At 72.0% G+C, this 26,563-nt stretch carries 28 protein-coding genes; 6 read left to right on the top strand and 22 right to left on the bottom strand.

Annotated features, from left to right (window positions below; genetic code table 11):
- The first annotated feature begins 215 nt into the window (after positions 1–215).
- Positions 216–590: a DUF5319 domain-containing protein gene (locus CLV68_RS06820; RefSeq protein ID WP_121391014.1), complete on the top strand. Its 375-nt coding sequence runs from the start codon at positions 216–218 to the stop codon at positions 588–590.
- Between the two features lie 114 nt (positions 591–704).
- Here the strand turns inward: CLV68_RS06820 and CLV68_RS34475 are convergent, their stop codons facing one another.
- The 4 genes from CLV68_RS34475 to CLV68_RS06800 form a co-directional block, all read right to left on the bottom strand.
- Complete coding sequence (locus CLV68_RS34475) at positions 705–1,784, bottom strand: anti-sigma-D factor RsdA (protein ID WP_246009691.1); 1,080 nt, start codon at positions 1,782–1,784, stop codon at positions 705–707.
- A gap of 1 nt (position 1,785) precedes the next feature.
- Positions 1,786–2,358 carry a sigma-70 family RNA polymerase sigma factor gene (locus CLV68_RS06810; protein ID WP_092777783.1) on the bottom strand — a complete coding sequence of 191 codons (573 nt, stop codon included), beginning with the start codon at positions 2,356–2,358 and terminating at the stop codon, positions 1,786–1,788.
- A 286-nt stretch (positions 2,359–2,644) separates the two neighbouring features.
- Positions 2,645–3,241 carry a response regulator transcription factor gene (locus CLV68_RS06805; RefSeq protein WP_018682728.1) on the bottom strand — a complete coding sequence of 199 codons (597 nt, stop codon included), beginning with the start codon at positions 3,239–3,241 and terminating at the stop codon, positions 2,645–2,647.
- Positions 3,242–3,363: 122 nt separating this feature from the next.
- A complete protein-coding gene (locus CLV68_RS06800; RefSeq protein WP_121389634.1) occupies positions 3,364–4,269 on the bottom strand; it encodes a hypothetical protein in 906 nt (301 codons plus the stop codon).
- 453 nt (positions 4,270–4,722) lie between these two features.
- On the opposite strand from CLV68_RS06800, the gene CLV68_RS06795 reads away from it, so the two are divergent.
- Positions 4,723–5,022, top strand: a complete 300-nt coding sequence (locus tag CLV68_RS06795; RefSeq protein ID WP_092777779.1) for a WhiB family transcriptional regulator — start codon at positions 4,723–4,725, stop codon at positions 5,020–5,022.
- 64 nt (positions 5,023–5,086) lie between these two features.
- Here the strand turns inward: CLV68_RS06795 and groL are convergent, their stop codons facing one another.
- Both groL and groES read right to left on the bottom strand, forming a co-directional pair.
- Positions 5,087–6,706, bottom strand: a complete 1,620-nt coding sequence (gene groL, locus CLV68_RS06790; protein ID WP_121389633.1) for a chaperonin GroEL — start codon at positions 6,704–6,706, stop codon at positions 5,087–5,089.
- Positions 6,707–6,795: 89 nt separating this feature from the next.
- Positions 6,796–7,089, bottom strand: coding sequence for a co-chaperone GroES (gene groES, locus CLV68_RS06785; RefSeq protein ID WP_026316263.1), 294 nt, complete (start codon positions 7,087–7,089; stop codon positions 6,796–6,798).
- A 224-nt stretch (positions 7,090–7,313) separates the two neighbouring features.
- On the opposite strand from groES, the gene CLV68_RS06780 reads away from it, so the two are divergent.
- Complete coding sequence (locus tag CLV68_RS06780) at positions 7,314–7,805, top strand: GNAT family N-acetyltransferase (RefSeq protein WP_211346438.1); 492 nt, start codon at positions 7,314–7,316, stop codon at positions 7,803–7,805.
- A gap of 12 nt (positions 7,806–7,817) precedes the next feature.
- Here CLV68_RS06780 and CLV68_RS06775 read toward each other — a convergent pair whose 3' ends face one another.
- Entirely contained in the window at positions 7,818–8,708 is an 891-nt protein-coding gene (locus CLV68_RS06775) for a patatin-like phospholipase family protein (RefSeq protein WP_121389632.1), read from the bottom strand.
- Positions 8,709–8,853: 145 nt separating this feature from the next.
- On the opposite strand from CLV68_RS06775, the gene CLV68_RS06770 reads away from it, so the two are divergent.
- Positions 8,854–10,383 carry an alkaline phosphatase D family protein gene (locus CLV68_RS06770; RefSeq protein WP_121389631.1) on the top strand — a complete coding sequence of 510 codons (1,530 nt, stop codon included), beginning with the start codon at positions 8,854–8,856 and terminating at the stop codon, positions 10,381–10,383.
- Between the two features lie 1,050 nt (positions 10,384–11,433).
- On the opposite strand, the gene tsaD is transcribed toward CLV68_RS06770, so the two are convergent.
- The 4 genes from tsaD to CLV68_RS06750 are packed head-to-tail and all read right to left on the bottom strand — an operon-like array spanning position 11,434 to position 14,244.
- Positions 11,434–12,477, bottom strand: a complete 1,044-nt coding sequence (gene tsaD, locus CLV68_RS06765) for a tRNA (adenosine(37)-N6)-threonylcarbamoyltransferase complex transferase subunit TsaD (RefSeq protein ID WP_121389630.1) — start codon at positions 12,475–12,477, stop codon at positions 11,434–11,436.
- Positions 12,474–12,950 (bottom strand): ribosomal protein S18-alanine N-acetyltransferase, encoded by a 477-nt coding sequence (gene rimI, locus CLV68_RS06760; protein WP_425454823.1) that lies wholly within the window; start codon positions 12,948–12,950, stop codon positions 12,474–12,476. Before rimI ends, tsaD begins: the two co-directional genes overlap by 4 nt.
- Entirely contained in the window at positions 12,947–13,585 is a 639-nt protein-coding gene (gene tsaB / locus CLV68_RS06755) for a tRNA (adenosine(37)-N6)-threonylcarbamoyltransferase complex dimerization subunit type 1 TsaB (protein WP_121389629.1), read from the bottom strand. The genes rimI and tsaB overlap by 4 nt, the downstream gene beginning before the upstream one ends.
- A 35-nt stretch (positions 13,586–13,620) precedes the next feature.
- On the bottom strand, positions 13,621–14,244 hold the full coding sequence (locus CLV68_RS06750; protein WP_121389628.1) for a hypothetical protein: 624 nt from the start codon (positions 14,242–14,244) through the stop codon (positions 13,621–13,623).
- A 122-nt stretch (positions 14,245–14,366) separates the two neighbouring features.
- Between CLV68_RS06750 and CLV68_RS06745 the strand changes: the two genes are divergently transcribed.
- Positions 14,367–15,767, top strand: coding sequence for an acyl-CoA synthetase (locus CLV68_RS06745; protein ID WP_425454842.1), 1,401 nt, complete (start codon positions 14,367–14,369; stop codon positions 15,765–15,767).
- 549 nt (positions 15,768–16,316) lie between these two features.
- Here the strand turns inward: CLV68_RS06745 and CLV68_RS06740 are convergent.
- The 7 genes from CLV68_RS06740 to glmS form a co-directional block, all read right to left on the bottom strand.
- On the bottom strand, positions 16,317–16,829 hold the full coding sequence (locus CLV68_RS06740) for an RICIN domain-containing protein (RefSeq protein ID WP_121389626.1): 513 nt from the start codon (positions 16,827–16,829) through the stop codon (positions 16,317–16,319).
- A 104-nt stretch (positions 16,830–16,933) separates the two neighbouring features.
- Positions 16,934–17,635 (bottom strand): HAD family hydrolase, encoded by a 702-nt coding sequence (locus tag CLV68_RS06735; RefSeq protein WP_121389625.1) that lies wholly within the window; start codon positions 17,633–17,635, stop codon positions 16,934–16,936.
- A gap of 29 nt (positions 17,636–17,664) precedes the next feature.
- Entirely contained in the window at positions 17,665–18,126 is a 462-nt protein-coding gene (tsaE, locus tag CLV68_RS06730) for a tRNA (adenosine(37)-N6)-threonylcarbamoyltransferase complex ATPase subunit type 1 TsaE (protein ID WP_121389624.1), read from the bottom strand.
- Positions 18,113–19,180, bottom strand: coding sequence for an alpha/beta fold hydrolase (locus CLV68_RS06725; RefSeq protein ID WP_121391010.1), 1,068 nt, complete (start codon positions 19,178–19,180; stop codon positions 18,113–18,115). Before CLV68_RS06725 ends, tsaE begins: the two co-directional genes overlap by 14 nt.
- Entirely contained in the window at positions 19,177–20,250 is a 1,074-nt protein-coding gene (alr, locus tag CLV68_RS06720; RefSeq protein ID WP_121389623.1) for an alanine racemase, read from the bottom strand. Before alr ends, CLV68_RS06725 begins: the two co-directional genes overlap by 4 nt.
- Positions 20,247–21,674, bottom strand: a complete 1,428-nt coding sequence (locus tag CLV68_RS06715; RefSeq protein ID WP_121389622.1) for an NAD(P)H-hydrate dehydratase — start codon at positions 21,672–21,674, stop codon at positions 20,247–20,249. Before CLV68_RS06715 ends, alr begins: the two co-directional genes overlap by 4 nt.
- A gap of 9 nt (positions 21,675–21,683) precedes the next feature.
- On the bottom strand, positions 21,684–23,543 hold the full coding sequence (gene glmS / locus CLV68_RS06710) for a glutamine--fructose-6-phosphate transaminase (isomerizing) (protein WP_121391009.1): 1,860 nt from the start codon (positions 23,541–23,543) through the stop codon (positions 21,684–21,686).
- A 49-nt stretch (positions 23,544–23,592) separates the two neighbouring features.
- On the opposite strand from glmS, the gene CLV68_RS06705 reads away from it, so the two are divergent.
- The gene (locus CLV68_RS06705) at positions 23,593–24,408 is read left to right on the top strand and encodes a dienelactone hydrolase family protein (RefSeq protein WP_121389621.1); all 816 of its coding nucleotides are present in this window, start codon (positions 23,593–23,595) and stop codon (positions 24,406–24,408) included.
- On the opposite strand, the gene CLV68_RS06700 is transcribed toward CLV68_RS06705, so the two are convergent.
- From CLV68_RS06700 to CLV68_RS06685, 4 genes are all read right to left on the bottom strand, one after another.
- The gene (locus tag CLV68_RS06700; protein ID WP_121389620.1) at positions 24,405–24,608 is read right to left on the bottom strand and encodes a hypothetical protein; all 204 of its coding nucleotides are present in this window, start codon (positions 24,606–24,608) and stop codon (positions 24,405–24,407) included. The two genes, CLV68_RS06705 and CLV68_RS06700, sit on opposite strands and share 4 nt — an antisense overlap.
- A gap of 2 nt (positions 24,609–24,610) precedes the next feature.
- Positions 24,611–25,216 carry a hypothetical protein gene (locus CLV68_RS33300; protein WP_147459894.1) on the bottom strand — a complete coding sequence of 202 codons (606 nt, stop codon included), beginning with the start codon at positions 25,214–25,216 and terminating at the stop codon, positions 24,611–24,613.
- Between the two features lie 524 nt (positions 25,217–25,740).
- Positions 25,741–26,046: a hypothetical protein gene (locus CLV68_RS06690; RefSeq protein WP_121389618.1), complete on the bottom strand. Its 306-nt coding sequence runs from the start codon at positions 26,044–26,046 to the stop codon at positions 25,741–25,743.
- A gap of 1 nt (position 26,047) precedes the next feature.
- The gene (locus CLV68_RS06685) at positions 26,048–26,560 is read right to left on the bottom strand and encodes a hypothetical protein (RefSeq protein ID WP_121389617.1); all 513 of its coding nucleotides are present in this window, start codon (positions 26,558–26,560) and stop codon (positions 26,048–26,050) included.
- Positions 26,561–26,563 lie beyond the last annotated feature (3 nt).

Raw genomic sequence — 26,563 nt, 5'->3', positions numbered from 1 at the left:
CGGTCCCGGTGGCCGAGCCGGGGGTTTCGGGGGTGGCCTGCTGCCGCGCCGTGAGCCCACGTGGTGCGCAGGTGGCCCGGTTCCCCCATGGTATCCGGGCACCCCACTGGCCCCGCCCGGTACCGTGCGTGGTCGTGCCGCATGACGCGATTCCGCCCAGCCCGTCCGCCGGTGGACCGTGGGACGACAGGTCGACCGGGGGCCACCGCGGCGCGCTGCCGCCCGACCCGTTCGCCGGTGACCCGGACGACCCGGCCAAGGCGCTCGACGACGACGGCGACGACGAGACCGCCCCGCCGATGAGCGAGCAGGAGCGCGAGGAGTTGCTCGCCGACCTGTCCGACCTGGCCGTGTACCAGGCGCTGCTGGAGCCGCGCGGGGTGCGCGGCATCGTGGTGGACTGCGGCGAGTGCCAGGAGCCGCACTACCACGACTGGGCGCTGCTGGCGGCGAGCCTGGAGCAGCTGCTCAACGACGGCAAGATGCGCCCGCACGAGCCCGCGTTCGACCCGGACCCGGCCAGCTACGTCAGCTGGGAGTACTGCCGCGGCTACGCCGATGGCGTCACCGCGAGCGAGAACGCCCTCTAGCCGTTAGACCCCCGAGACAGCCCTCTAGATCCCCGAGACACCGAAAGGCCCCGTAGGAACGTCCTACGGGGCCTTTTCGGGGCTACTGGGGTGTCTTTCGGGGTTGCTGGAGCGTCAGGGCGCCGAGTCGACCGCGACCGGGGCGGAGAGCGGACCGGACTGGGTGCCGGTGCCGGACTGCGGCGGTCCCGCGGGCGGGTCGATCAGCCTGGGGGCACCGGTCTCCGGCGCGGTGGTCTCCGACGTCGGCTGCGAGGTGGACGACGGCGTCGACGGTTCGGTGGTGGTCACCGGGGGCGAGCTCGGCGCGGTCGTGACCGGCGGCACCGGGACGACCGTGGTCGTGGTGCTCGGCACGGTCGTGGTCACCGGCGGCAGCATCGTCGGGGTGGCCGACGGCGGCGGCTGGACGCCGTTGGCGGGGATGCCGGGCAGCTGGGAGAGCAGGTCGGCGTGGGTGGCGGCCAGTTCGGCGGCACCGTCCTCGCTGGCGACCGACGGCAGGCCCTTCTTGGCGTCCTCGAGCTTGGACTTCGCCTCGGCGACCTTGCCCTCGGCGAGGGCGGTCTGGGCGATGTCGAGGTCCTGGCGCACCGACGCGGCCGCCTCGACGGAGCGGGCGTGGTCGGCGTAGAGGACCTTGGTGAGGCTCCACAGGGTGTCGCCCGGCTGGGCGTCGCGGGCGGCGAGGCCGGCGCCGGTGAAGGCGATGGCCAGCACCGCGGCGGCGGCGGCGAACGGCACCAGGAGCCTGGGTCTGCGCCGCCTGCGGGCCTTCGCGGCGGCCACGGTCGCCACCGCGAGCTTGGTGTCGACCAGTTCGCCGATCGGGGCCGAGTCGACCTCGTCGCGCCAGGAGCTGAGCAGCGCGGCCAGTTCGTCGTCGCGGAAGTCGGCAGGCAGGTCGGTGTCGAACACCGAGGGGTCGAGCGGGTCGACGTCGAGCCGCTCACCCCGGACCGCGGCGCCGAGCGCGTCGAGGAACGCGTCGTCGGCGTGCACCCGGGAGATGTCGACGGCGTCGTCGGCCAGGTCGGCGTACTCGGCCCGGTCCAGGTCGTCGAGCCTGCCGACGAAGGAACCCAGCCGCAGGTCGGAATCGAACGAGACCGGGGTCACGTTCGAGTGGTCACCCCGGGCGGCGGACGACTGGTCGTCAACGCCGCGTTCGTCGCGATCGCTCTGGTCGGGCACTTCAGGCCACCTCCTCCGCCGACAAAGTCTTGCGCAACCTGGCAAGTGCCCGGTGTTGGGCCACCCGAACCGCACCGGGGGTGGATCCCACCGCCTCGGCTGTCTCCTCCGCCGAGAGCCCCACCACGACCCGCAGTACGACGATCTCGCGTTGCTTGTCCGGTAGGACCGCCAGCAGTTCGCTCATCCGGCGCGACAGCTCCCCCTGCATCAGCCGCTGCTCCGGCCCTGCCTCGGTCTCCGGTTCGTCAGGTACGTCGGCGACCGGCTCTGATCGGTTACGCGCTGCCGCGCGGTGCGCGTCGGCGACCTTGTGCGCGGCGATGCCGTAGACGAAGGCCAGGAACGGGCGGCCTTGGTCGCGGTAGCCGGGCAGGGCCGTCAACACCGCGAGACACACCTCCTGCGCCACGTCGTCCGCCGAGGCGAACGAGCGTTCCTGCCTGCCGACACGGGCGCGGCAATACCGCACCACCAGGGGCCGAACGGACGCCAGCACCCGCTCCACCGCGCGAGGGTCACCCTCGACGGCAGCGCTCACCGACGCGTCCAGTCCGTCCCCCAATGTGGTCATCGCAGAATGCAGCCCTGGTGTTACGAGTGCGGTCATCTGAAGGACACCGAATCGCAGCCGTTGCCCGACACGGGGTCCACCGTACCGCCCGGACCGGTGTGCCCACGGCCGCGGCTGCGGTCGGTGGGGTCGGGGGGAGGTGCGGTGGCACGCGACACAGTAGCCGCTGGTGCAAGTGCAGCCGACTGTGCAAGTGCTCACCGGTCGGCTGAGTGAGCACACACGAACAGCCGTGCGGGCCCGGTGCGCTTCGGGCACGCACGGCTGTTCGCCGACGCTGGTGCGGTTAGGAGACCAGGCCGCGCCGGAACCCATGGGCCACCGCCTGAGCACGGTCACGCACGCCGAGCTTGCGGAACAGCCGCCGCGCGTGGGTCTTCACGGTGTCTTCGGACAGGTACAGCTCGCGGCCGATCTGTCCGTTGCTCTTGCCCTGACTCATGCCGCGCAGCACCTGCAGCTCGCGGTCGGTGAGCTGCACGCCCGGGTCGGACGGCTGCCGTGGTGCCGGTACCGAGGTGCTCGCCAGTGTGTGGGCGAGCGCGGCGACCAGTTCGGGGCGCGAGGCGTCCCAACGGAGGTAACCGCGCGCACCACCGGCGATGGCAGCGGCGATGCTGCCCGCGTCGTCCGGCGCGCCGAACACGATGACGTTCGCCTGGGGGTTGGCCGAGACCAACCGCCGTGTGGCCTCCACGCCGGTGGGCACCGCGCGCTGGGTGCCGACGAGGACGACGTCCACGGGCTGCCGGGAGAAGCGGGCGAGCAGCTCGTCACCGTGCGCTACGCAGTCGATGCGACTGACCCCTGGCACAGCAGACATGACACGGGTCAAGCCCTCCCGAACGCTGCGGCGGTCGTCGCAGATCAAGACCGTCGTCACGGGGACTCCTTCCTGCAGCCGAGTGACGTTCCATAACCCCTATCGGACGCCGGCGCCCGAACCTTGACACGATTCGGTGGTAAATCTGTCAACCAATCCACCGGAAGACCGGACTGCCGATGTCACCTGTTCGGACCAAGGTCAAAACCCGAGGTCGGGACCCATGGCGAGGCCGCGGCCAGCGCGCGGCCGACCGGGTCGGCGTGTCGTAACACACAGTCAAGGTCGATGCCCGCCGCCGATCGGTGTCGCGAGGCCCGTTCGGGTTCCAGGTCGGCGAGCACGATGCGGCTGGGCCAACGCAGCGGGACCAACCCGTGGGTGATCGACACCGCCAGGCAGTCGGTGATCGCCCGCACCGCCTCCCGGCGATCACCGACCCCGGCCAGGACGACCCCGAGCACGAGGTCCGACTTGGCCAGCAGGCGGACCGAAGGTGATCTCCGCGCGGCGGCCTTGGCGGCCCGTGCGGGGGCCTCGGCCGCGGCCGGGTGCCCCGCGGCCAACTCGACCTCCGCGGCCACCCAGCCGCGTTTGATCCCGGCCCGCCACCCGCCATCGCCCGAGGCGGACTCGATTCCGATCAGCGTCCGCGCCTCGCGGAGCCTGCCGAGCCCGATCGCGTCGGCGGCGAGGCCGAGCAGGACGTCGGACCGGGCGGCCGCCGCGTCGGTCCCGTCCGCCGCCGCGGGCTCCCGCTGATCTTGTGGTGATCGTTTCCCGGCGACCAGCCCCGCCTCGGCGAGGCGGCGCAGACCGACCGCGTCCAGCTCCCTCGCGGCGGCGTGGCCACCGAGCTGCCTGCGGTGCGCGGCGAGGGTCGCCGCGGCCAGCGCGGCCAGCACCGGGTCGGCCCCGGAGATCACCGGCCAGAGCAGCGCGGCGGCCGCGGCGTAGCGACCCTGGCCACCGAGAGTGACCGCGGCCAACCACCCGGCGCGACCGGAAACACCCACTCTCGGTGGGTGTTCGCCCGGTTCCGAACCGAAGGCGGCCGCCCAGGCCCGCTCACGATCGTGGTCACTCACCCGGCTGATCCTGCCCCACCCGTCCGGCCCGCGGCTGGACGACGAGGTGCGGCGCGGCCGTCCGGACCAGCGCGGCCGCGGGCGAACGGCGCGGGCGGTCGTCGGGCGCGGCCGGTCGCGAGCGGGGTTCCCCCTCGCTCGTGACCGGCGTCGTCGTTACACCGCTGTCACCAAGCGGGCGGTTCGCGAGCGGGAGCCGGCCACGCTCGGTGCAACAGCGGTCGTGGTCAGTGTGGATGTCGGCCACCACTGGCCCATCGTCGGGTGACACGGGAGGTCCGGCAACCGGACGAGTTGACCACGCTGCGTCGACTGGGTGAATCCGATCGGCTGAATCGCGTATCCGATGAGTCGATCACCCTTGAACAAACCGACAACGCGCTTCTAACGTCTAAGCCGCTGCACCAAATGGAGTAGTGACTCCGCAAGTCCACTCGTCAGGAGGCGGCCACCATGGCGGACACGCGCAGGCTCCCCGGTCCGAACGCCGACGTGTGGGATTGGCAGCTCGACGGTTCCTGCCGGGGTATGGACAGCGCGTTCTTCTTCCACCCCGACGGCGAGCGCGGTCCGGCGCGGGCCCGGCGGGAGGCCAAGGCGAAGGCCATCTGCCAGGCGTGCCCGGTGCTGTCGCTGTGCCGCAGCCACGCGCTCGCGGTGCACGAGCCGTACGGGATCTGGGGCGGGCTCTCGGAGTCCGAGCGCGAGGCGATCATCAAGACGGAGAAGCGCACCCTGGCCGTGGCCAAGTAGCGCGGAAAAGCCGAAGGACCCGGTCGACAAGCCGACCGGGTCCTTCGCGTTTCACACCCTCGGATCAGTGCCCGTGGCCGTGACCGTGCCCGTGGTTGCCCGCGGGCTCGTCTTCCTTCTTCTCCACGACCGCGCTCTCGGTGGTGAGCACCATGCGCGCGATGGAGGCGGCGTTGGCGACCGCGGAGCGGGTGACCTTCACCGGGTCGACGACGCCGTCGGCGAGCAGGTCGCCGTAGACCAGCTTGGCGGCGTTGAAGCCCTGGCCCCACGGCAGCTCGCGGACCTTGTTCACCACGACCGCGCCCTCCTGGCCGCCGTTGGCGGCGATCCAGAACAGCGGCGCGCTGAGCGCCTCGCGGACGATCGCGACACCGGTCGCCTCGTCGCCGGTGAGGCCGAGGTTGCCATCGAGCTCCTTGGCGACCTGCACCAGCGCGGAACCGCCACCGGGGACGATGCCCTCCTCGACCGCGGCCTTGGTCGCGGCGACCGCGTCCTCGATGCGGTGCTTGCGCTCGGAGAGCTCGGTCTCGGTCGCGGCGCCGACCTTGATGACCGCGACGCCACCGGAGAGCTTGGCCAGCCGCTCCTGCAGCTTCTCGCGGTCCCAGTCGGAGTCGGACGCCTCGATCTCCTTGCGCAGCTGCTCGGCGCGCGCGGCGACACCGGACTTCTCGCCACCGCCGTCGATCAGCGTGGTGTCGTCCTTGGTGATCACGACGCGGCGGGCACTGCCCAGCTGCTCCAGGGTCGCCTCGGACAGCTTGACGCCGATCTCCGCGGAGATGACCTCGCCACCGGTGACGACCGCGAGGTCGTCGAGGAACGCCTTGCGGCGGTCGCCGAAGAACGGCGCCTTGACCGCGACGGCCTTGATCGTCTTGCGCAGGGCGTTGACCACCAGGGTGGACAGCGCCTCGCCGTCGACGTCCTCGGCCACGATCAGGATGGAGCGGCCGCTCTGCGCGACCTTCTCCAGCAGCGGCAGCAGGTCGGCGAGCGCGGAGATCTTCTCGCGGTGCAGCAGGACGTAGGTGTCCTCCAGCACGGCCTCCTGCGCCTCCAGGTCGGTGGCGAAGTGGGCCGAGACGTAGCCCTTGTCGAACTGGACGCCCTCGGTGATGACGAGCTCGGTGGCCAGCGTGGAGGACTCCTCCACGGTGATCACACCGTCCTCGCCGACCTTCTCGATGGCCTCGCCGAGCAGCGCGCCGATCGAGGCGTCGCGGGAGGCGACGGTGCCGACCTGGGCGATGTTGTCGCGGCCCTTGACTGGGGTGGCCTTGGCCTTGAGCGACTCGACCACGGCGTCGGCCGCGGCCTGGATGCCCTTGCCGATCGCGGTCGGGTTGGCGCCTGCGGCGACGTTGCGCAGGCCGACCCGGACCAGGGCCTGGGCCAGCACGGTCGCGGTGGTGGTGCCGTCACCGGCGACGTCGTTGGTCTTGGTGGCGACGTTCTTGGCGAGCTGCGCGCCGAGGTTCTCGAAGGGGTCCTCGAGGTCGATCTCACGGGCGATGGTCACACCGTCGTTGGTGACCGTCGGTCCGCCGAACTTCTTGGCGAGCACGACGTGACGCCCGCGCGGGCCAAGGGTGACCTTGACCGCGTCGGCGAGCTTGTTCACGCCACGCTCGAGTGCCCGACGAGCGTCCTCGTCGAAGGCGATCTGCTTGGGCATTGCCTACCTCTCGTTGATGGCGGCGCTGGAGACGCCGAACGCCCCGGTAACCCCGAACGGGGCCGCCGGGGCGCTGGTCAGCCGGGGTGTCAGTTGATGACAGCCAGCACGTCGCGGGCGGAGAGGATCAAGTACTCCTCGCCGTTGTACTTGACCTCGGTGCCGCCGTACTTGGAGTAGATGACGACGTCGCCGACAGCCACGTCCACCGGGACGCGGTTGCCCTTGTCGTCGATGCGGCCCGGGCCGACAGCCAGGACCTTGCCCTCCTGGGGCTTCTCCTTGGCGGTGTCCGGGATGACCAGACCGGAGGCGGTAGTCGCCTCGGCCTCGCTCGCCTGGACGACGATCTTGTCCTCGAGCGGCTTGATGTTCACGCTCACCGCTGTGACCTCCACGGGTCGTCGAAAGCGTTGGCAGGTACAAGAGCGCGACTCCCCCTGGGTGCCGCGCCCACGGCTCCTGCCACCCCGCCGTCGCGGGTGCCGGGGCGGTACTGGCGCCGTGCATCTAGCACTCTACCCACGCGACTGCTAAGCCTGCAACGACCCCCACGTGTGACATGGGAACGTGGCCTGACCAGCCCCGATCGTGATAAGGCTCAGGGGTGATCAGACTGGCGACTTCGGCGGACTTCGGGCGGCTCCAGGAGATCGAGGTGCTGGCCGGTGCGGCGTTCCGCGAGGTCGGGATGCCGGAGATCGCCGAGGACGGGCCGCCGACGGTGGTGGAGTTGGCGGGGTTCGTGGCGGGTGGGCGGGCTTGGGTCGGGGAGTACCGGGAGCAGGTTGTCGGATACCTGCTGGCCGAGGTGGTGGGTGGGTGCGCGCACGTCGCCCAGGTCAGCGTGGATCCGGTGGTGCGGGGGCGCGGGCTGGGACGGGCGTTGGTGGACCACCTTGAATCCTGGGCGCGTCAACACAACCTCGAAGCGTTGACGCTAACCACTTTCCGCGACGTCCCCTGGAACGCGCCCTACTACGAGCGAATCGGTTTCCGCACGGTAAAGCCAACTCCAGCCCTTCAAGCCGTCGTCGACCACGAGGCCACCCTCGGCCTAGACCCAACCACCCGCGTCTGCATGCGTCGCGACCTCTAGGCGCCGACTTCTCTAAGCGCTCAGTGCCGTCAGTGCTGCTTCGCGGCCGAGACGGACCGCGCGGCGGAGGAGGAGGGTGTCGCGGGTGAGGCGGGGGACTTCGGGGGCGGTGGCGGGTGGCCGGATCTGCAGGATCGACGGGTGGGTCGACAGCTCGGTGTCGTCGGTGAGTTGGCGGCTGTGGCGGGTGTGCCAACCGGAGACGGCGCCGGGGGCCACGCGGCGGAGGTAGCGGGAGACGACGGCGGTCTCGACGCGCGACGGCGGGGTCGCGGACCAGCCGTCGGGGCGGGTGCGCAGGACCAGGACGTCGGTCGCGCCGTCGGCGATCGCGGTGCGGAACGGGATCGCCTCGGCGAGGCCCGCGTCGATCCAACGGCGACCGGCCAGGGTGACCGGGCGACCGGACAGCACCGGCAGGCCCGTCGACGCGCGTAACGCCAACTGGAGCGAGCGCTGGTCGGTCAGGTGCGGGTGCAGGTCGACGGCCTCGCCGGTCGCGGTGTCGGTGGCCAGCGGGTGGAACGTGGTGGGGTTGGCCAGGATCGCCGCGAAGTCCATCGGGACGGCCTCGTAGACGACCTGCACCAGGTGCTCGGTGTCGACGACCCGGCGCAGCCGCCACGGGTTGGTGACGCGGCGCATGATGGCCGGGTCGGACCAGCCGATGGTGCCGATCTGCGCCTGCCCGCCGAGCAGCCACGCGCCGTTGAGCGCACCGGCCGACGCGCCGTAGACCGCGTCGAAGCAGTGCGCGAACCCCAGGTCGTCGAGCCCTGCGACCATCCCGCCGGAGTAGGCGCCCCTGCTGCCACCGCCCTCGACGGCGAGGGCGAGTTTGCGGCCGTCGGCGCGGCTGCCGGAGGCCATGCGGGAGCGCAGCAGCGAGATCACGGGGTGCACCCGGACGACGTTAGTCCAGTCGGCGGCATGTCAGCGGGGGTACGCCGGGTCATCACCCAGGTCTCATCCGGAAGTGGGTCGCGGGAAACCGACGCGGAGCAGGGTGGCTCACCGGCATACCCCGAACCGGGAGGTCCCCACCACCATGAACACCACCCGCAGGTCCGTGCTGCTCGGCGGCGCCGCGGCGGTCGGCATCGCCGCCGTCGGCACCGGCGCACCCGCGCTGGCCACCCCGAACCGCGGCCTCACCGACCCGTTCACCCTCGGCGTCGCCTCCGGTGACCCGTCCGCGGACGGCGTCGTCCTGTGGACCCGCCTCGCCCAGGACCCGCTCGCGCTCGACGGCCTCGGCGCCATGCCGGGTCGGACGTTCCCCGTGCTGTGGCAGGTCGCGACCGACGAGCGCTTCCGGCACGTCGTGCGCACCGGCGTCGAGTGGGCCAGGCCCGAGACCGCGCACAGCGTCCACGTCGAACTGGCGGGCCTGCGCCCCGGAGCCGAGTACTTCTACCGCTTCCGCGTGCAGGACCACGTGTCCGAGGTCGGCCGCACCCGGACCGCGCCCGCCCCGCACTCGCTGTCCGGCGCGCTGACCATGTGCTTCGCGTCCTGCTCGCACTACGGCGAGGGCTTCTTCACCGCGTACCGCCGCCTCGCCGAGGACCAGCCCGACCTCGTGCTGCACCTGGGCGACTACCAGTACGAGTACGCGGCCAAGGCGGCCGACGTCCGCGCGGTCGCGGGCCCGGAGACGCGCACCCTGGCCGACTACCGGCTGCGGCACGCGCAGTACAAGTCCGACCCCGACCTGCAACTGGCCCACCAGGTCGCACCGTGGCTGGTCGTGTTCGACGACCACGAGGTCGAGAACAACTGGGCCGACGAGGTCCCCGAGGCCCCGGACCCGGACTTCCCGGCCCGCCGCGCGGCCGCTTTCCAGGCGTACTACGAGAACATGCCCCTGCGCCGCACCGCCCGCCCCCGCGGCCAGGACATGCGACTGTTCCGCCGGGTCCGTTGGGGCGCGCTGGCCAACTTCCACATGCTCGACACCCGCCAGTACCGCTCCGACCAGGCGTGCGGCGACGGCACCAAGGTCGATTGCGCCGACCGCCTCGACACCGCCCGCACCATCACCGGCGCCGAGCAGGAGAAGTGGCTCCTCGACGGCCTGCGCGACTCGCGGGCCCGCTGGGACGTCCTGGGCCAGCAGGTCTTCTTCGCCCAGCGCGACCTGACCGCGGGCGAGAAGCAGGGCTTCAGCATGGACGCCTGGGACGGCTACAAGGCCAGCCGCGACAAGGTTGCCGCCGGCCTGGGCACTTCGCGCAACGGTGTCGTGCTGACGGGCGATGTGCACCGGCACTGGGCTGGGGACGTCAAGGAGAGCTTCGACCGGGCTGACTCCCGCAACGTTGCGGTGGAACTGGTCACGACGTCCATCACCTCGACCGGGGATGGGGGCGATGACACGAACGCGGTCGTGTTGGCGGAGAACCCGCATCTGAAGTTCTACAAGAACCGGCGGGGGTACGTGCGGACCCGGTTCACGGCGCGGGAGCTTCGGGCGGACTTCCGGGTGCTGCCTTATGTGCGGACTGCTGGCGGTGCTGCGACCACGGCGGCGAGCTTTGTGGTTGAGGACCGGGGTCGTACGTTGCACCAGGCTTGAGTTTCCTCGGGGTGGCTCCTCACTGGGGCCACCCCGTCCATTGTGGACACTTTGTTCGGGTTCGCCGCTGTTGTTGGTCGGTGGCCGAATGACTTGGGCGCTTGACGGTGGTGTCGCGCGGGGGTGGTGGTCTTGAGCTGGCGATGTTTCTGTTGGGAGGTGTGGAGGTTCACCCGGTTCAGGGACAGAAGTTGTCCACATGTGGATCTTGGGCGGCTTGTGTGAAGATCGTTTGTCGGTGGGTGCCGGTAGACTGGCACTGGGACGCCCCCCGGAGAGGGTGGGGGCTGGGGTCGGACTGGCGTGCGCGCGCGAAGCGGTCGCTGTGGGGTGTGGGGGCCGCTGCGGGGCGTGGGGGCCGGTACAGGGCGTGGGTCCGCTGCGGGGTAAGAGTTCTCGGTGGGCCGGGGGGACTTGCTCGGGATGGACGGCTCCCGGTCTTTGACACCCCCGCAGGACTGCGCGCCACAGGCGACTTGGGATGAATGGCTCGCACTCCTTGACGCCCCTCAGGGTTGCGCGTCACAAGCGACCCGAGACGGGCGACTCCCGCCCCTTGGCGCCCCTCAGGACCGCGCGTCACGAGCGATGGGGGCCACGGAGTGCCGACGCGCCCAACCGTGCCGCCCCGACCGTCGGGGCGCGACACCTCACAGTCCACTGTGGATACTCGTCGGCATCTCCCGGCCCGAGTTGATCTCCACCAGGACGACTTCCCTCCACGCCGCCGCCCCGATCACGCCCACACACCCCCGACCAGGCGTTTCCCTGCCGACCCCGCCGCCACATTCACCCGTCCCAGCGACAGAAGTTATCCACATCTGGATCTTCAGCCCCCCGTTTCAAGATCCACTGTCGGTGCCCCCCGATAGACTGGCACTGGGACGCCCCCCGGTGTGGGTGGGGGCTGGGCAGGGTCGGGACCGCGTGCGCGCGAGGCGGCTGGGGTGGGGCTGGCGGAGGCGTGCGGGGGTAGGGGAGCCCGCACGGGGTAAGAGAGTGGGGGTTGGGCATGCCTTGGTCAGGCAGGGGCTGGGCGGAAGTGGGGGGTTAGACCGAGATCACCGATACCGGCAGGGCCGGGTCGGTGGTGAGGTCCAAAGAGGACGGTGTGACACCGGCGGCGACCAGGTGGGCGCCGAGGGCGGCGATCATGGCGCCGTTGTCGGTGCAGAGGCGGGGGCGGGGGACGCGGAGGGTGATTCCGGCGGTGGCGCAGCGTTCGGCGGCCAGTTGCTTGAGGCGGGAGTTGGCGGCGACGCCGCCGGAGATGATGAGGGTGGTGATGTTCAGGTCGGTGGCGGCGCGGACGGCTTTGGCGGTGAGGACGTCGGCTACGGCTTCCTGGAAGGAGGCGGCCACGTCGTCGACCGGGATTTGCGTGCCCGCGCGTTCCTGGGCTTCGACCCAGCGGGCCACGGAGGTCTTGAGGCCCGAGAAGGAGAAGTCGTGGCGGGCGTCGCGGGGGCCGGTGAGGCCCCGGGGGAAGGCGATGGCGCGGGGGTTGCCGCGTTGGGCGGCCTTGTCGATCGGGGGGCCGCCGGGGTACGGGAGGTCGAGGATGCGGGCGACCTTGTCGTATGCCTCGCCCGCGGCGTCGTCGATGGTGGAGCCGATCTCGGTGATCCGGGTCGCGATGTCGTCCACGCGCAGCAGTTGGCTGTGGCCGCCGGAGACCAGCAGGGCCAGCGACGGTGACGGCAGGGCGCCGTGTTCCAGGGTGTCCGCGGCGACGTGCCCGGCCAGGTGGTTGACCCCGTACAGCGGCACCCCCAGCGACAGCGCGTACGCCTTGGCCGCCGACACCCCCACCAGCAGCGCCCCGGCCAGACCCGGCCCGCAGGTCACCGCGATGGCGTCCACGTCGGACAGCCGCAGCCCGGCGACCTCGAACGCCCGGCGCATGGTGGGGACCATGGCCTCCAGGTGCGCCCGGCTGGCCACCTCCGGCACCACCCCGCCGAAGCGCGCGTGCTGCTCGACGCTGGAGGCGACCTCGTCGGCCAGCAGTTCGACCGAGCCGTCCGCGCCGAGCCGGGCGATGCCGACGCCGGTCTCGTCGCAGGAGCTCTCGATGCCCAGGATGATCGTCACGTGGTGTCCTCCACCCGTGCGGGCCGGACCATGGTGAAGGCGTCGGCCCCGGAGGGTTGGTAGTAGCGGCGGCGCAGGCCGATGGTGGCGAAGCCGTGGGCCTCGTAGAGCGCGATGGCGGCGGCGTTGTCCGTGCGGACCTCGAGGAACACCTGCGCGCGTTCGTCGTCGGCCCGGCCGAGCAGGCCGCGCAGCAGCGCCTTGCCGATGCCCCTGCCCTGCCAGACCGGGTCGACGCCGATGTTGTGCACGCTGGCCTCCATGTCGCCCGGCGCACCGGCCAGGGACAGGCCGCCGTAGCCGACGAGCAGCTCGCCGGTGTGCGCGCCGAGGTAGAAGTGGCCCCAGTCGAGCTCGGATGCGAACGCGGACTCACTCCACGGGTCGTCGTTCGGGAACAGGGCGCGTTCCAGTTCGGCGCAGCGGCGCAGGTCGACGCGGCGCAGCGGCTCGATCCGGATCGTGTCGGTCATCCCGGGCTCACCCGTTTGCGGGCGCCCGGCTCGACCGCGTCCGGCCTGCGCAGGTAGAGCGGGGTGAGCGGGCCGGGTTCGCCGTCGAGGTCGGCGGCGAGGACGAGGCCGACCGGGCTCGGGTACTCGGGTCCGGTGATCGGCACGCCGAGGTCGACGATCCGGGTGCCCGCGATCCGGGTGACCCCCTTGAGGGGGATGTCGACCGGCTTGTTGACGCTCGGTTCGGTCGTCCGGGTGCCGTCGGCCGCGTAGGTCGCCCAGTAGAGCTCCTTGCGCCTCGCGTCGGTGACCACGAGCAACGGCTCGCCGCGTACCTCGGCGGCGATGGCGTCGAGCGAGCACACCGGGAACACCGGCCTGTCCAGCGCGTGCCCGAGGGCGGCGGCGGTGACCATGCCCGCGCGCAGGCCGGTGAACGGGCCCGGCCCGACCCCGCAGACCACGGCGTCGAGGTCGGCCAGGGTGTGGCCAGCCTCGGCGACGGCGTCGCGCAGGTGCGGGGTGAGCAGTTCGCCGTGCGCGCGCGCGTCGACGGTGACCCGGCGCGCGAGCAGCCTGGGGGTCCCGCCGGTGAGTTCGACGACTCCGGCGGTGACCGCGGGGGTGGCGGTGTCGACCGCGAGGACCAGCACGGTCGACAAGGGTACGAGGCGGCCCGGCCGCCCGGTCAGGTGACCGGCTGCTGCCGCCTGCGCCGGTTCTCCGCGAAGCTCTCGACGGCCACCGCGCAGAACAGCGCCAGCAGCCCGCCCGCGGCCAGGATGCCGCCGACCTTGGTGATTTTCGCCTTGGGCAGCTTCTCCGGGTCCTGCGGCGCGCTGACGACGCTGACGGTCACCCAGGTGCTCGGCGGGGCGCCGAGGGAGCGCTGCTTGTCGTCGAGCGACTTGCGGATCAGGGTGAACGCCTGCTGGCCGAGCTCCTTGGCCCTGGCGATGGTGGCGCCCTCGACCTTGGCGGTCATGAACGGGCCCTCGCGGGTGATCTCGACGGCGTCCTTGGGCTGGGTGACCAGCTTGCCAGCCGAGACCGCGGTCTCCTCGATGAGCATGATCGTGATGGTCGACAGCGTCGGCGCGAAGGCGAGCAGCGAGTTGGTCTGCTCCAGCTGGCTCGGCGGGCGCACGATCCGGCCGTCCTTGGGGGCGAGCATGACGACCGTGCCGGTCCACTGGTAGCCCAGCGGGGTGGAGACGTAGGCGTAACCCGCGCCGACCAGCGTGACCAGCAGCAGCGGCACGATCACCAGCCACCGCCGCACCAGCAGCGCGAAGAACTTCCCGAAGTACACCCGACGCTCCCGACACCCGAGGCCACCTGGTCGGGTATCGCGCTGACCGACCCCGGTGTAACCGTGTGCGACGAACTTCACCGCCGCGGCGACCGGATCCCGACACTAGGGTTGGTCCGGTGCTGCTGCCCACTCTGGCTGATCGTCCGGACCGTGTCGCGTTGCGCTTCGAATCCGGTGAGCTGACTTACGCGGATCTAGCCGCGGCCGCCGTTGGTACGGCTACCGCGATCGCTGGCGCTAAGAGGGTCGCTGTGTGGGCGACGCCGACAGCGCACACGTGCGTTGCCGTAGTGGGTGCGCTGGCCGCTGGGGTGCCGGTTGTGCCGATCAACCCGAAGACCGGGGAGCGCGAACTGGCGCACATCGTCGCCGACAGCTCCCCTGACCTGGTGCTGGCCGAGGCCGGCGTCGAATTGCCGCCCGCGTTGGCCGCTCTGCCGCGGGTCGTGGCCGGTCCCGGGGGTGGCTCGGTGCCGCCGGAACCGGACCCGGAGTCGGCCGCGGTGATCGTCTACACCTCGGGCACGACCGGTCCGCCCAAGGGCGTGCTGCTGCCGCGGCGGGCGATCGCGACGAACCTGGACGCGCTGGCGGTGGCGTGGGACTGGACCGCGGCGGACACGGTGGTGCACGCGCTGCCGCTGTTCCACGTGCACGGCCTGGTCCTGGGGGTGCTGGGGCCGCTGCGCCGGGGCGGGACGGTCTGGCACCTCGGCCGGTTCGACCCGTCGGCGCTCGCGGCCGCGCTGTCCGGCGGGGCGACGGTGATGTTCGGCGTGCCGACGATGTACCACCGGCTGGCCGCCGACTGCGAGACCGACCCCGCCGTGGCGCGGGGCGTGGCGCGGGCGCGGCTGCTGGTGTCGGGCTCGGCGGGGCTCCCCGCGGTCGACCACGCCCGGATCACCGCGGCGACCGGGCAGCGGGTGGTCGAGCGGTACGGGATGACCGAGACGCTGATGAACTGCGCGATCCGGTCGGCCGACCCGCGACCGGGCAGCGTGGGCCCGGCGGTCGACGGGGTCGAGGTCCGGCTGGTGGACGAGGCGGGCGCGCCCGTCGCCGACGGGGAGATCGGCGAGATCGAGGTCCGCGGCCCGAACCTGTTCCTCGGCTACCTGAACCGCCCCGGAGCCACCGCCGACGCCTTCCGCGACGACTGGTTCCGCACCGGCGACGTCGCCACCCGCGAACCGGACGGCCACGTGCGCATCCTCGGCAGACGGGCAACCGACCTGATCAAGAGCGGCGGCTACAAGATCGGCGCGGGCGAGATCGAGAACGCCCTGCTCGAACACCCGGACGTCATCGAGGCCGCGGTGACCGGCGAACCAGACGACGACCTCGGCGAGCGGATCGTCGCCTGGGTGGTGACCGGCCCGCGGCGCCCCTCGGAACAAACCCTGTCCGACCACGTCGCCCGACTGCTGTCCCCGCACAAACGACCACGGGTGGTGCGCTACCTGGACGCGTTGCCGCGCAACGAACTCGGGAAGGTCACCAAGCGCGCACTGGGGTGAGCGGCACGACCGGTGGACCGCAGCGGATGCCGCACGACTCCACCGAGACGCACGCAGGCACCGTCGAACGCCGCGGCGACCAGCAGCGATGGCGAACATGCGGGCGCGGCTCCGGTCGGCGGAGTCGGTGAACGGAGTAGCCAAGGCGATACCTGCTCGCCCGGCAGGGCAGGTAACGACGCAGCTGCTGTCTCCGCGCAAACGGCAAAGGGTGGTGTGCTAGCTGGTCGCCTTGTCGCGCAACGAGGTCGGCAAGGCGACCAGGCATGCGCTGGGGGAACAGCACCACCGACGGGCAGCAACGACCAGCAGGCCGACAATGCCGCAGCGGTGACGCCTAGCTGCCGCTTGACGTGGCCTCTGTCTCCGCAACGGCGACAGCGAGTACGATAGCTGATCACCTTGTCACGCAACGAACTCGGCAAGGTTGTTCGATAGCAGTGTCCGCAGAGGACGGCCCGGGTGCCCGGGGCCTTGGGGTCAGCGGCGGGGTCGCGCGCTGCCGGCCCCAAGGCGCCGGTTGTGGCCACTGTAGACGTGGTGCGCGGGTTAGATGTTGGTGATGGACCAAGCCTGGTTGTCGTTGCCGGAGCAGTCCCACTGGATCACGCGGGCGCCGTCGTCGGTGGAGGAGCCGGTGACGTCCAGGCACTTGGAGCTGTGGACGGCTTGGAGTTCGTAGCTGTTGTCGGTGCGGGGGATGAGTTGCCACTGCTGGTTGGTGTCGCCGGAGCAGTCCCACTGGATCACCTGGGCGCCGCTGTCGGTGGCGGCGCCGGTGACGTCGAGGCACTTGCCGCTGCTCTTGGCGACGATCTGGTAGATGTCGTAGGACTCCACCAGGACCAGTTGCCAGGCTTGGTTGTCCCCGTAGTGGCAGGTCCACTGGATGATGTCGGCCCCGCTGTCGAGGCTGGCACCTTCCACGTCGAGGCACTTGTCGCTGCTCTTCGGGCGTAGTTCGTGCCAGGCGCCGTCGATGTCCGCCGCGGCGGGTAGTGCGCTCGCGAGGAGGATCGCCACAGCTCCGGTGATCACGGCGACAAGGGTTCGTGCGGTCATTGCCCACAACCTCCAGTCCGGACAGGACTGTCCCGTCCGGACACCAACCCTGGCCCGACAACACCGCCAGGCCGATCCCCCGGTCGGCTTGTTCGGCTCCCCGATCAGGTCAACCAGCGGTCGACGACTGCGGGCAGTTCCGAGAGCCGCTGCACCACGGCGTCCGGGGTGACGTCGACCGGCACCTGTTGCGTGACCGGGATGTCACTGTGCGGAATCAGCACCGCGCGCATCCCGATCGCCTTGGCGCCGCTGATGTCGTCGTACGGGCGGTCGCCGACGTACACGCAGTCGGCCGGGTCGTCGACGCCGACGGCGGCCATCGCGGCCTCGAACGCGGCGCGGTGCGGCTTGGTGTACTGCAGGTCGCTGCTCCAGACCCGCGCGTGGAACAGGTCGAGCACGCCGTCGCGGTGCAGGACTTCCTCGTGCCACGCCGCTGGCCACGCGGTCGACGACAGCACGCCGGTGCGCAGCCCGCGTTCCCGCAGCCCGGTCAGCATCGGCGCCACCTCGGGGTCGGTGTGGGTCGCGCGGTCCCAGTAGTCGCGGAACGCCCGCAGGGCCTGCTCGTCGGCGGGCGCGGCGGCGGTGTCGAGCACCTGTGCCAGCGTGAACGCGACGTGCTGCTCCCGCACCAGGGTCCACGCGGCGTTCTCCGCGGTCAGCACGGCCGCCGCCAGTTCGGTGGCCCTGGCCTGGTCGTCCGGGTGCACCACGTCGGCGTACGCGCGCCAGGCGGCGAGGTGGTCCATGGTCACCCACGGGGTGAGCGTGCCGCCCCAGTCGAAGATCACCGCACGCACGAGGCCCCCATCCCGAGCCCCGCCGGGGCTCAGCTGATCGGTCGGTCGACCCAGGCACCGTACCGTTCGACGGTGGCCACGCGGGAGTCGTCGACCTGCCGGTCCAGCCGGATCAGCAGGTGGTCGCCGGAGAGCCGCTCGGCGCTGCCCTCGCCCCACTCGACCACCACGGCGGAGGAGACCAGTTCGGTGTCGAGGTCGAGGTCGTCGAGTTCGTCGAGCGACCCGCCGAGCCGGTAGGCGTCGACGTGGACCATCGGGATGCCGCGGCTGCCCGCCTTGTGCTCGCGGGCGATGATGAACGTCGGGCTGCTGACCCGCCCGCCGACACCCAACCCGGCGCCGATGCCCTGCGCGAGCGCGGTCTTGCCCGCCCCCAGCGGCCCGGCGAGCAGCACGAGGTCACCGGGGCGCAGCACGCCGCCGAGTGCTCGCCCGAAGGCGTGGGTGTCCTGCGGAGTGGGCAGCGCCACCGTCTCAGTGTTGGTCACGGGTCCCTCCCTGGTGGCTCTCGCGCAGCAGCGTAGCCAGGTGCTCGTCGACCAGGTCCGCCTGCTCCAGCATCACCAGGTGCCCGGCGCCGGGGACCCGCACCAGGGTGGCGTCGGGCAGTTCGGCGGCGATCCGCTCGGCGTGCGCGAACGGGGTCATCCAGTCGTGGTCGCCGCTGAGCACCAGGACCGGGCAGTGCTTGAGCCCGGCGAGCGCGGCGTAGCGGTTGTGGCTGCCCAGGGTGTCGACGAAGTCGGCGAGCACCCGGACCGGGGTGACGTCGAGCAGCCGCACCGCGAAGTCGACCAGCCGGGGGCTGGTGTTGCCGGGGCCGAAGCCGATCGCGCGGGCCGCCTGCCGGGTGATGCCGCCGCCCGCGGTGCGGATGAGTTCGACCGCGGCGGGCTGCCACTCCGCGACCCGGCCGAGGACCCTGGTCAGCGGGTTGTACTTGGACAGCAGCGGCCGGGGCAGTCCGCTGCGGCCGACCTCACCGGCCGAGGTGCCGATGAGCGCGACCCCGCTGACCCGTTCGGCGAACAGGTCCGGGTCGCGTTCGGCGAGCGCCATCACCACCATGCCGCCCATCGAGTGTCCGATGAGGACGATCGGCCCGTCCGGCACGACCGCGCGCAGCACCTCGTCGAGGTCGTCGGCGAGCTGGTCGATGGTGCTGGAGGCGGCGTCCGCGCGGCCGGAGCGGCCGTGGCTGCGGTGGTCGTAGAGCACCAGCCGCACCCTGGGGTCGACCATCTCGGCGAGGTCGCGGCGCTGGAAGTGCCAGGCGAGCCTGCTCATCGCGAACCCGTGCACCAGCACCGCGGTCACGTCCGGCGCGCCGCCGTCGGCCGGGTCGACTTCCTCGTACGACAGCACAACCCCGTCAGCGGCCACGACCGAACCGCCGCGGGTCGGCTTCAGCTCCCCCAACGGCTCTTCGAGGTACGGGTCCTCGTTCGGCGACCGCTTGCGCACCCCGACGACGACAGCGGCAGCGGCAGCGGCAGCCGCGAGCACACCCGCGCCCGCGGCGACCTTCCCGGCGCGGTTCATCCGCCCAGGTACCGGCGCCGCACCCGCGGTCGGCACATGCCGGTGACGATCTCGTAGTCGATGGTCCCGATGGTCTCGGCCCACTCCGTCGCGGTCGGCTCACCGCGCGCCGCCGAGCCGAACAGCACGACCTCGTCCCCTTCGGATACGGCCGCGTCGCCGCAGTCGACCACTACCTGGTCCATGCACACCCGTCCCCGGATCGGCCGCCGCGCGCCGTTGAGCAGCACGTCCATGCGGTTGGACAACAGCCTGGGGACACCGTCCGCGTAACCCGCGGTGACCAACGCGAGCGTCGTGTCTTCCGTGGCCGTCCACGTCTGTCCATACGAGACGGACTCACCGGCGCGGATCCGTTTGACCAAGGCGACTTGAGAGCGGAAGGTCATCACCGGCCGCAGGTCCTCGTGCTGCTTGAGCGGGTTGAGCCCGTACATCGCGATGCCGAGCCGGACAAGGTCGAAGTGCAGGTCGGGCCGGTTCAGCGTCGCCGCCGAGTTCGCCAGGTGCCGCTTGGGGTTCAGCCCGGCCGCCACGGCTTCCTCGTAGGCGTCGGCGAACCGCTTGGCCTGCTCGTCGATCGACGGGTGGCCCGGGTCGTCGGCGCAGGCGAGGTGCGACCAGACCGCGTAGACCTCGTTGTCCGACGCCGCCGCGGCCCGCACCAGTTCCGCCCACCGCTGCGGCGGGCACCCGTTGCGGCTCAGCCCGGTGTCGATCTTCAGGTGGATCCTCGCCCCGGACAGCCGCCGCAGCTGCTCCACAGAGGACACACCGACGTCCACGCCTGCCTCGACCGCGGCGGCCATATCGGAGTCAGGACCGTCCAACCAGGACAGGATCGGCGCCGTGATCCCGGCTTCCCGCAAGGCGAGCGCCTCGTCCAGGGAGCACGAACCCAGCCAGGTCACACCCGCCTGCAACGCTGCCTTGGCGACCGGAACAGCGCCATGGCCGTACCCGTCGGCCTTGACCACGGCCATGCTCTCGGCCCCGGCGGCCCGGCCAACCAGCAGCGACACGTTGTGCCGCAACGCGTCCAGGTCGATCACGACCTCGGCCCTGCTCATGACACCACCGACCGGATCGCGTCCGACAGCGCCGACACGATCGCCGACGCCGGGGCAGGCGCACCCCTGGCGGCCAACTCCCCCGCCCGGACGTGCACGAACGCGGCACATCCCGCCGCCAGCAACGGATCCAGCCCCGCCGCGAGCAGCGCGCCGATCACCCCGGACAGGACGTCCCCGGACCCCGCGGTGGCCAGCCAGTGCGACCGGGCCGCGTTCACCAGCACCCGACCACGTGGATCCGCGACCACCGTGACATGCCCCTTGAGCAGCACGGTCACGCTCAACGCAGCAGCCAACTCCAGCGCGGCCGTGACCCGGTCGGCACCCAGGTCGATGCCGTGCGGCTCCGCGATCCGGGCGAACTCCCGGTCGTGCGGGGTCAGCAGCACCGGCACGTCCGGGTCCCGCGCGTCCCACAGGTCCGGGTGGGACGCCAGCAGCGTGATCGCGTCGGCATCGGCGCACACCGGAACGCCCGCCCCGAGGACATCCCCGAGCACGTCCCGCGCCGCCTTGCCCGTCCCCATCCCGGGCCCGGCGACCCAAGCCTGGACCCGGCCGGCGTCACCCAAGGATCCGGTCGCGATGACCTCCGGCCACCGGCGCCGCACCTCGTCCGCCGCCGAGCCCGCGTACCTGGTCAGCCCGGAGGTAGCCAGCACGGCCGCGCCCACGGACAACACCGCCGCACCCGGGTAGGTCGACGATCCGGCGGCCACGCCCACGACACCCTGCGTGTACTTGTCGTCCCCGGACTCGGGCAACGGCCAGGCAGCGGCGACATCGTCGGCCGACAGCACCGAGAACCGAGGCGAAGGCAGGTCGAGCCCGAGGTCCACCAGGTGCACCTCACCGCAGCGGGCACCGGCCAGGAAGTGCACCGGCTTGTGCCCGCCGAAGGTCACCGTCACGTCCGCCGTCACCGCGGGCCCGGTCACGGCGCCGGTGTCCGGGTCGACCCCGCTCGGGAGGTCGACCGCGACGACCGGCGCCCGCACCCTGGCCACGACCGCGGCGGCGTCCGGCCGTAGCGGGCCGTGAGCCGACAGACCGACGATGCCGTCGATCACCAGGTCGGCGAAGTCGACGTCCTCCGGCGCGCCGATCCGGCCGCCCGCGCGCTTGAACGCCGCCAACCCCTCGGCGTGCGCGCGGTCCGGGGCGAGCAGCACCGCCGTCACCCCGACCGAACGCCTGCGCAGGAACGCCCCGGCCCACAGCGCGTCGCCACCGTTGTCGCCAGCGCCGACCAGCAGGACGACGCGACGCCCGGACACCCCGCCGGTGCGCCGATCCAGCAACCGGGCCGCGTGCAGCGCGACGGCGTACGAGGCGCGGCGCATGAGGGCGCCCGGCGCGGTCGCGGCCAGGACGGGCCGTTCGGCCTCGCGGACAGCGGTGGTGGTCCAGACGCCCAGCAAGCGCGGCTCCTATTCGACGGTGACCGACTTGGCCAGGTTGCGCGGCTTGTCCACGTCGTAGCCGCGCGACCGGGCGATCTCCGCGGCGAGTACCTGCAGCGGCACGGTCGAGACCAGCGGCTGCAACAACGTGGGCACGGCGGGGATCTCGATCAGCTCGTCGGCGTAGGGCCGCACCGTGTCGTCGCCCTCCTCGGCGATGACGATGGTGCGCGCGCCGCGGGCCTGGATCTCGCTGATGTTGGACACCAGCTTCGAGTGCAGCACCGCCCGCCCCTTCGGCGACGGCATCACCACGACCACCGGCAGCCCCGGCTCGATCAACGCGATCGGGCCGTGCTTGAGCTCACCGGCGGCGAAGCCCTCGGCGTGCATGTACGCCAGTTCCTTCAGCTTGAGCGCGCCCTCCAGGGCCACCGGGTAGCCGACGTGCCGACCGAGGAACAGCACGGCCTTGGCGTCGGAGAGCTCCCGGCCGAGCGCCTGGACCTGGGCGGTGGTGCCCAGCACCCGCCCCACGGCCTCGGGCATGGCCTCCAGCTCGTGGAACTCGCGGGCGACCTCGTCGGGGTACTTGGTGCCGCGCGCCTGCGCCAGGGCCAGGCCGACCAGGTAGTTCGCCGCGATCTGGGCCAGGAACGCCTTGGTGGAGGCGACCCCGATCTCCGGTCCGGCGTGGGTGTAGAGCACCGCGTCGGACTCGCGGGGGATCTGCGCGCCGTTGGTGTTGCAGACCGCCAGCACCCTGGCCTTCTGCTCGCGGGCGTGCCGGACGGCCTCCAGCGTGTCGGCGGTCTCACCGGACTGGGACACGGCCACGACCAGGGTGTCGCGGTCGAGCACCGGGTCGCGGTAGCGGAACTCCGAGGCCAGCTCGACCTCGACCGGCAGCCGGGTCCAGTGCTCGATGGCGTACTTGGCGACCAGGCCAGAGTGGTACGCCGAGCCGCAGGCCACCACGAACACCTTGTCGACGTCGCGCAGGTCCTGGTCGGACAGCCGCTGCTCGTCGAGCACGATCCGCCCACCCGCGAAGTGCCCGCGCAGGGTGTTCTCGATGGCTGCCGGTTGTTCGCTGATTTCCTTGAGCATGAAGTACTCGTGGCCGCCCTTCTCGGCGGCCGAGAGGTCCCAGTCGACGGTGAACGGCTTCGCGGGGGCGGGTTCGCCGTGGAAGTCGACGACCTCGTAGCCGTCGCGGGTGATCAGCACCACCTGGTCCTGGCCCAGCTCGACGGCGTGGCGGGTGTGCTCGATGAACGCGGCGACGTCGGAGGCGACGAAGGTCTCCCCCTCGCCGATCCCGACCACCAGCGGCGAGCTGCGGCGGGCCGCGACGATCAGGTCCGGCACGTCGGCGTGCGTCACGACCAGGGTGAACGCGCCCTCCAGCCTGCGGCAGACCGACCGGACGCTGGCGGGCAGGTCGCCCCGGGTGTCGCCGTCGGCGTACGCGCGGGCGACCAGGTGCGCCGCGGTCTCGGAGTCGGTGTCGCTGGACAGCTCGACCCCGGCCGCCTCCAATTCGGCGCGCAGCGCGGCGAAGTTCTCGATGATCCCGTTGTGCACGACCGCGACCCGCCCGGTGGCGTCGCGGTGCGGGTGGGAGTTGCGGTCGACCGGGGCGCCGTGGGTGGCCCACCGGGTGTGGCCCATGCCCGCGGTGCCCGCGAACTCGTCCCGGCCCACCTCGTCCAGCCTGGCCTCGAGGTTGGCCAACCGGCCCGCCTTGCGCTCGACGGCCAAGCCGTCACCGACGAGGACCGCCACCCCCGCCGAGTCGTACCCCCGGTACTCGAGCCGTCGCAGCCCGGCGAGCACCACGTCGAGAGCCGGACGGTGCCCCACATATCCCACGATTCCGCACACGCGCACCAGGGTAACGACCGGAAACCTCGACGGCCGATAGGCTTGCCCCATGGCACGCACGGCCAAGCACCTGCTCGACGAGCTCGCCCGCCGGGGTCCGCACCAGGTTCTGCGGGGCGACCTGGCGTTGGTCGGCATGCCCGGGGTGGTGTTCACCCCCGCTTCCGGCTTCGGCCTGCCCGCCGTCGCGTTCGGCCACGGCTGGTTGCAGCCGCCGAGCCGCTACCGGGGCCTGTTCCGGCACCTGGCGTCCTGGGGCATCGTCACCGCCGCGCCGGGCACGCACGTCGGCCCGCTCGGCTCGGCCCGGCTGCTGGCCGCCGACCTGCGCACGGCACTCGACGTGTGCGCCGGGGTCCGCCTGGGTGACGGGGCGATCAGCGTCGACCCGGACAAGCTCGGGCTGGCCGGCCACTCGACGGGCGCGGGTGCCGCGGTGCTGGCTGCCGCGGACGACGACCGGGTCAAGGCCGTCGCCACGCTCGCCCCGGCGCAGACGAAGCCATTCGCCACCGACGCGGCCCAGCGGTGTTCGATGCCGTCACTGCACGTGGTGGGCGGCAACGACCTGGTGGCGCCGCCCCGGTCGCACGGTGAGCTGATCGCGCAGGCGTGGGGCGGGCCGACCCAGCTGCGGGAACTGCCCAAGGCGTCGCACCTCGGGTTCGCGGAGGGGCGGCACTGGAGCGGGCTGCTCGTGCACGGGAAGGCCGAGCACGCGACGCACCGGATCAGCCGGGCGCTGCTGACGGCGTTCTTCCTCGTGCACCTGGCGGGGGACCAGACGTACCTGCCGCTGCTCTCGGAGTCGGTGAAGGCCGCGCCGTTGAGCTACGAGACGGTGCCGACGCTGTCGAAGGACTAGCCGCGGTTGGTCATCCAGCTGACGGTGAAGACGCCGGTGTCGGTGGGGTCTTCCAGGTGCGAGCGGCGCTTGCGGGGGCGCTGCTCCATGTCTTGCTCGTAGGTAGCGCCGGAGCGAGCCAGCTCGTCGGCGAGGGTGGCGCTGAGCTGCTGGAACGGCGCGCGGATTGCCCGGACGGCCGGGTCGGTGTCGTCGAGCACGATCAGCCCCTCGCGCGGTTGGCCGGGTCCTCGCCGATGATCCCGTCGAAGCGGGTGGCGGGGTCGGTGTCGTCGAACAGGCTGCCGACCAGGCGCCACTGGCTCGACTTGCGCTCGGTGTCGCCGCCACCACCACCGCCGCCGCCCATTCCACCCATCATCCCGCCTGGTGCACCGCCTGTCGGGGTGCTGGTTTGGGGGGTGGGGGCTTGGCGTTGGGGGTCTGCGGTGGGGGGTGGGGTTTCGGCGCAGGCCACGGCGCCGGGGCCTGGTTCGGTGGTGTGTCCACTTGAGACTGGGCAGGCGGTGGCGGGCTCCTGGTGGGCTGGTTGTTGGGCGGGCGCGGGTGTGGGTGGCGGTTCACCGGGCAGCAACCGGACGAACAGGTCCCAGGTGTCGGTGGTCGCTTTGTGCACGGCGGCCAGGTCGCGCCGGAAGCGGGCAATGGCGGCCTCGTAGCGGGAGCAGTACCCGTCGAGGTACTCGATCACCTCGGCGGACGACCACGGATCCGCACCGGGCACGGTCAACGCGTGAGCCCCGTGCGTGCGCAGCAATCCCACCGGGTTCGCCCGCACCGCCCCGTCAAGCCGATCGATCTGCGTCAACCGCGTCGGCAGATGATCAACCTCAATCCCCCGCACCGACTCGGCCTGCACACCCCACTCCCGCGCCGCCGACCGGACCGCCCCCCGAGCCCCATCAACCGCCGCCGCGAGCCGAACCGCCTTCTCCTGCCACCCCCGAGCCTGCCGCGCGAACTCGTCAAACCTCCCCGCCGCCGAATCCGCCCCACGCCCACCCCAGGTATCAGCCAACCGCCCCCGCAGCCCCCCAGCCCCCTCCCGCACAACCCCCACCGCAGCCGCTACCGCCGTCAACCGCTCGACGGCCCCTTGCAGAGCCCCGAAATCAGTCCCCCGCAGATCATCGAGCACCCGCTCATCCCGCGGCCCCCACACCTCCTGCCGCCACCCACCCCGAGCAGCCGCATGCCCCCGCCACCGCCCAAAAACCACCCCACCCGCCCGATCCGACAACGCCCACCGCACCCCGGCCAACGCCGTATCGATCACCGAGTCGGAAACCTCGGCCTCCACCACGGGCTCGACCAACAACTCCCGCACGTCCATCACCGCTCGCCTGCCCTGGTGATCCGGGCAGCGGCGTCGTGGTCGGTTTCGGTGAGGTGTTGGGCGGCTTTCACCAAGCCGCTGACTGTGTTGTCGAGTTCGGGGGCGGCTTTGTGCAGTGCGGTGAGGATTTCCGCGTGTGCGGCGGCGAAGGCTTCGCCTGCGCGGGTGCCGAGGGGGCCGAAAGCGCGGGGGGTGAGGGTTTCGGCCTCGGCGTAGGTGGCGATGTCCGTTAGCGCGGCGTGGAGGGTGGTGGCCTCGGTGACCAGGGCGGTGACGGCTTGTTGGTCGAGGCGCAGCGTCACCTCAGCGCACCCAGCTGCGGCCGGACCAGTCGTCGTCCTGGTCGTCCGCGGGGGGTGGGCGGCGTGGTGGGGTGGGGGGTGTGGGGTCGTCGAAGGTGTCGGCTTCGAAGGTGTGGACGGAGGGGCGTTGGTCGCGGGGCCACGCGGCCGGGCGGTCCTCGGGGACGACCACCGCGGGCAGTGACGGCGGCGCGGGGGCGGCCGGGGGCGGCGGGGCCGGGTGGTCCTCGTCGGTGTTGAAGCTGAGGACGGTCGGGCGGGACTCGCGGGTCCAGGTGGTCGGCTTCTCCTCGGCTGCGGCCGCCTGGGCGCGGGCGAACTCCTCCTTGGCCGCCTCGTGCGCGGCGTCGATCGAGGGCTGCTGCTGGGCGGCGAGCCGCTTCTGCTCGGCCACCTCGGCGTCGTGGCTCGCGAGTTCGGCGGCGAACTCCTCGCCGATCTCGTTGACCCTCGCGGTGTACTGCGCGGTGATGTCCTCGTAGCGGGCCAGCACCTGCCTGGTCTCCGGCGTCATGCC

Source organism: Actinokineospora cianjurensis (assembly GCF_003663795.1).
GTDB classification, from domain to species: Bacteria; Actinomycetota; Actinomycetes; order Mycobacteriales; family Pseudonocardiaceae; genus Actinokineospora; species Actinokineospora terrae.
Note: the sequence above shows the minus strand (reverse complement) of the source record. Positions and strands in the feature narration are given on the sequence as shown.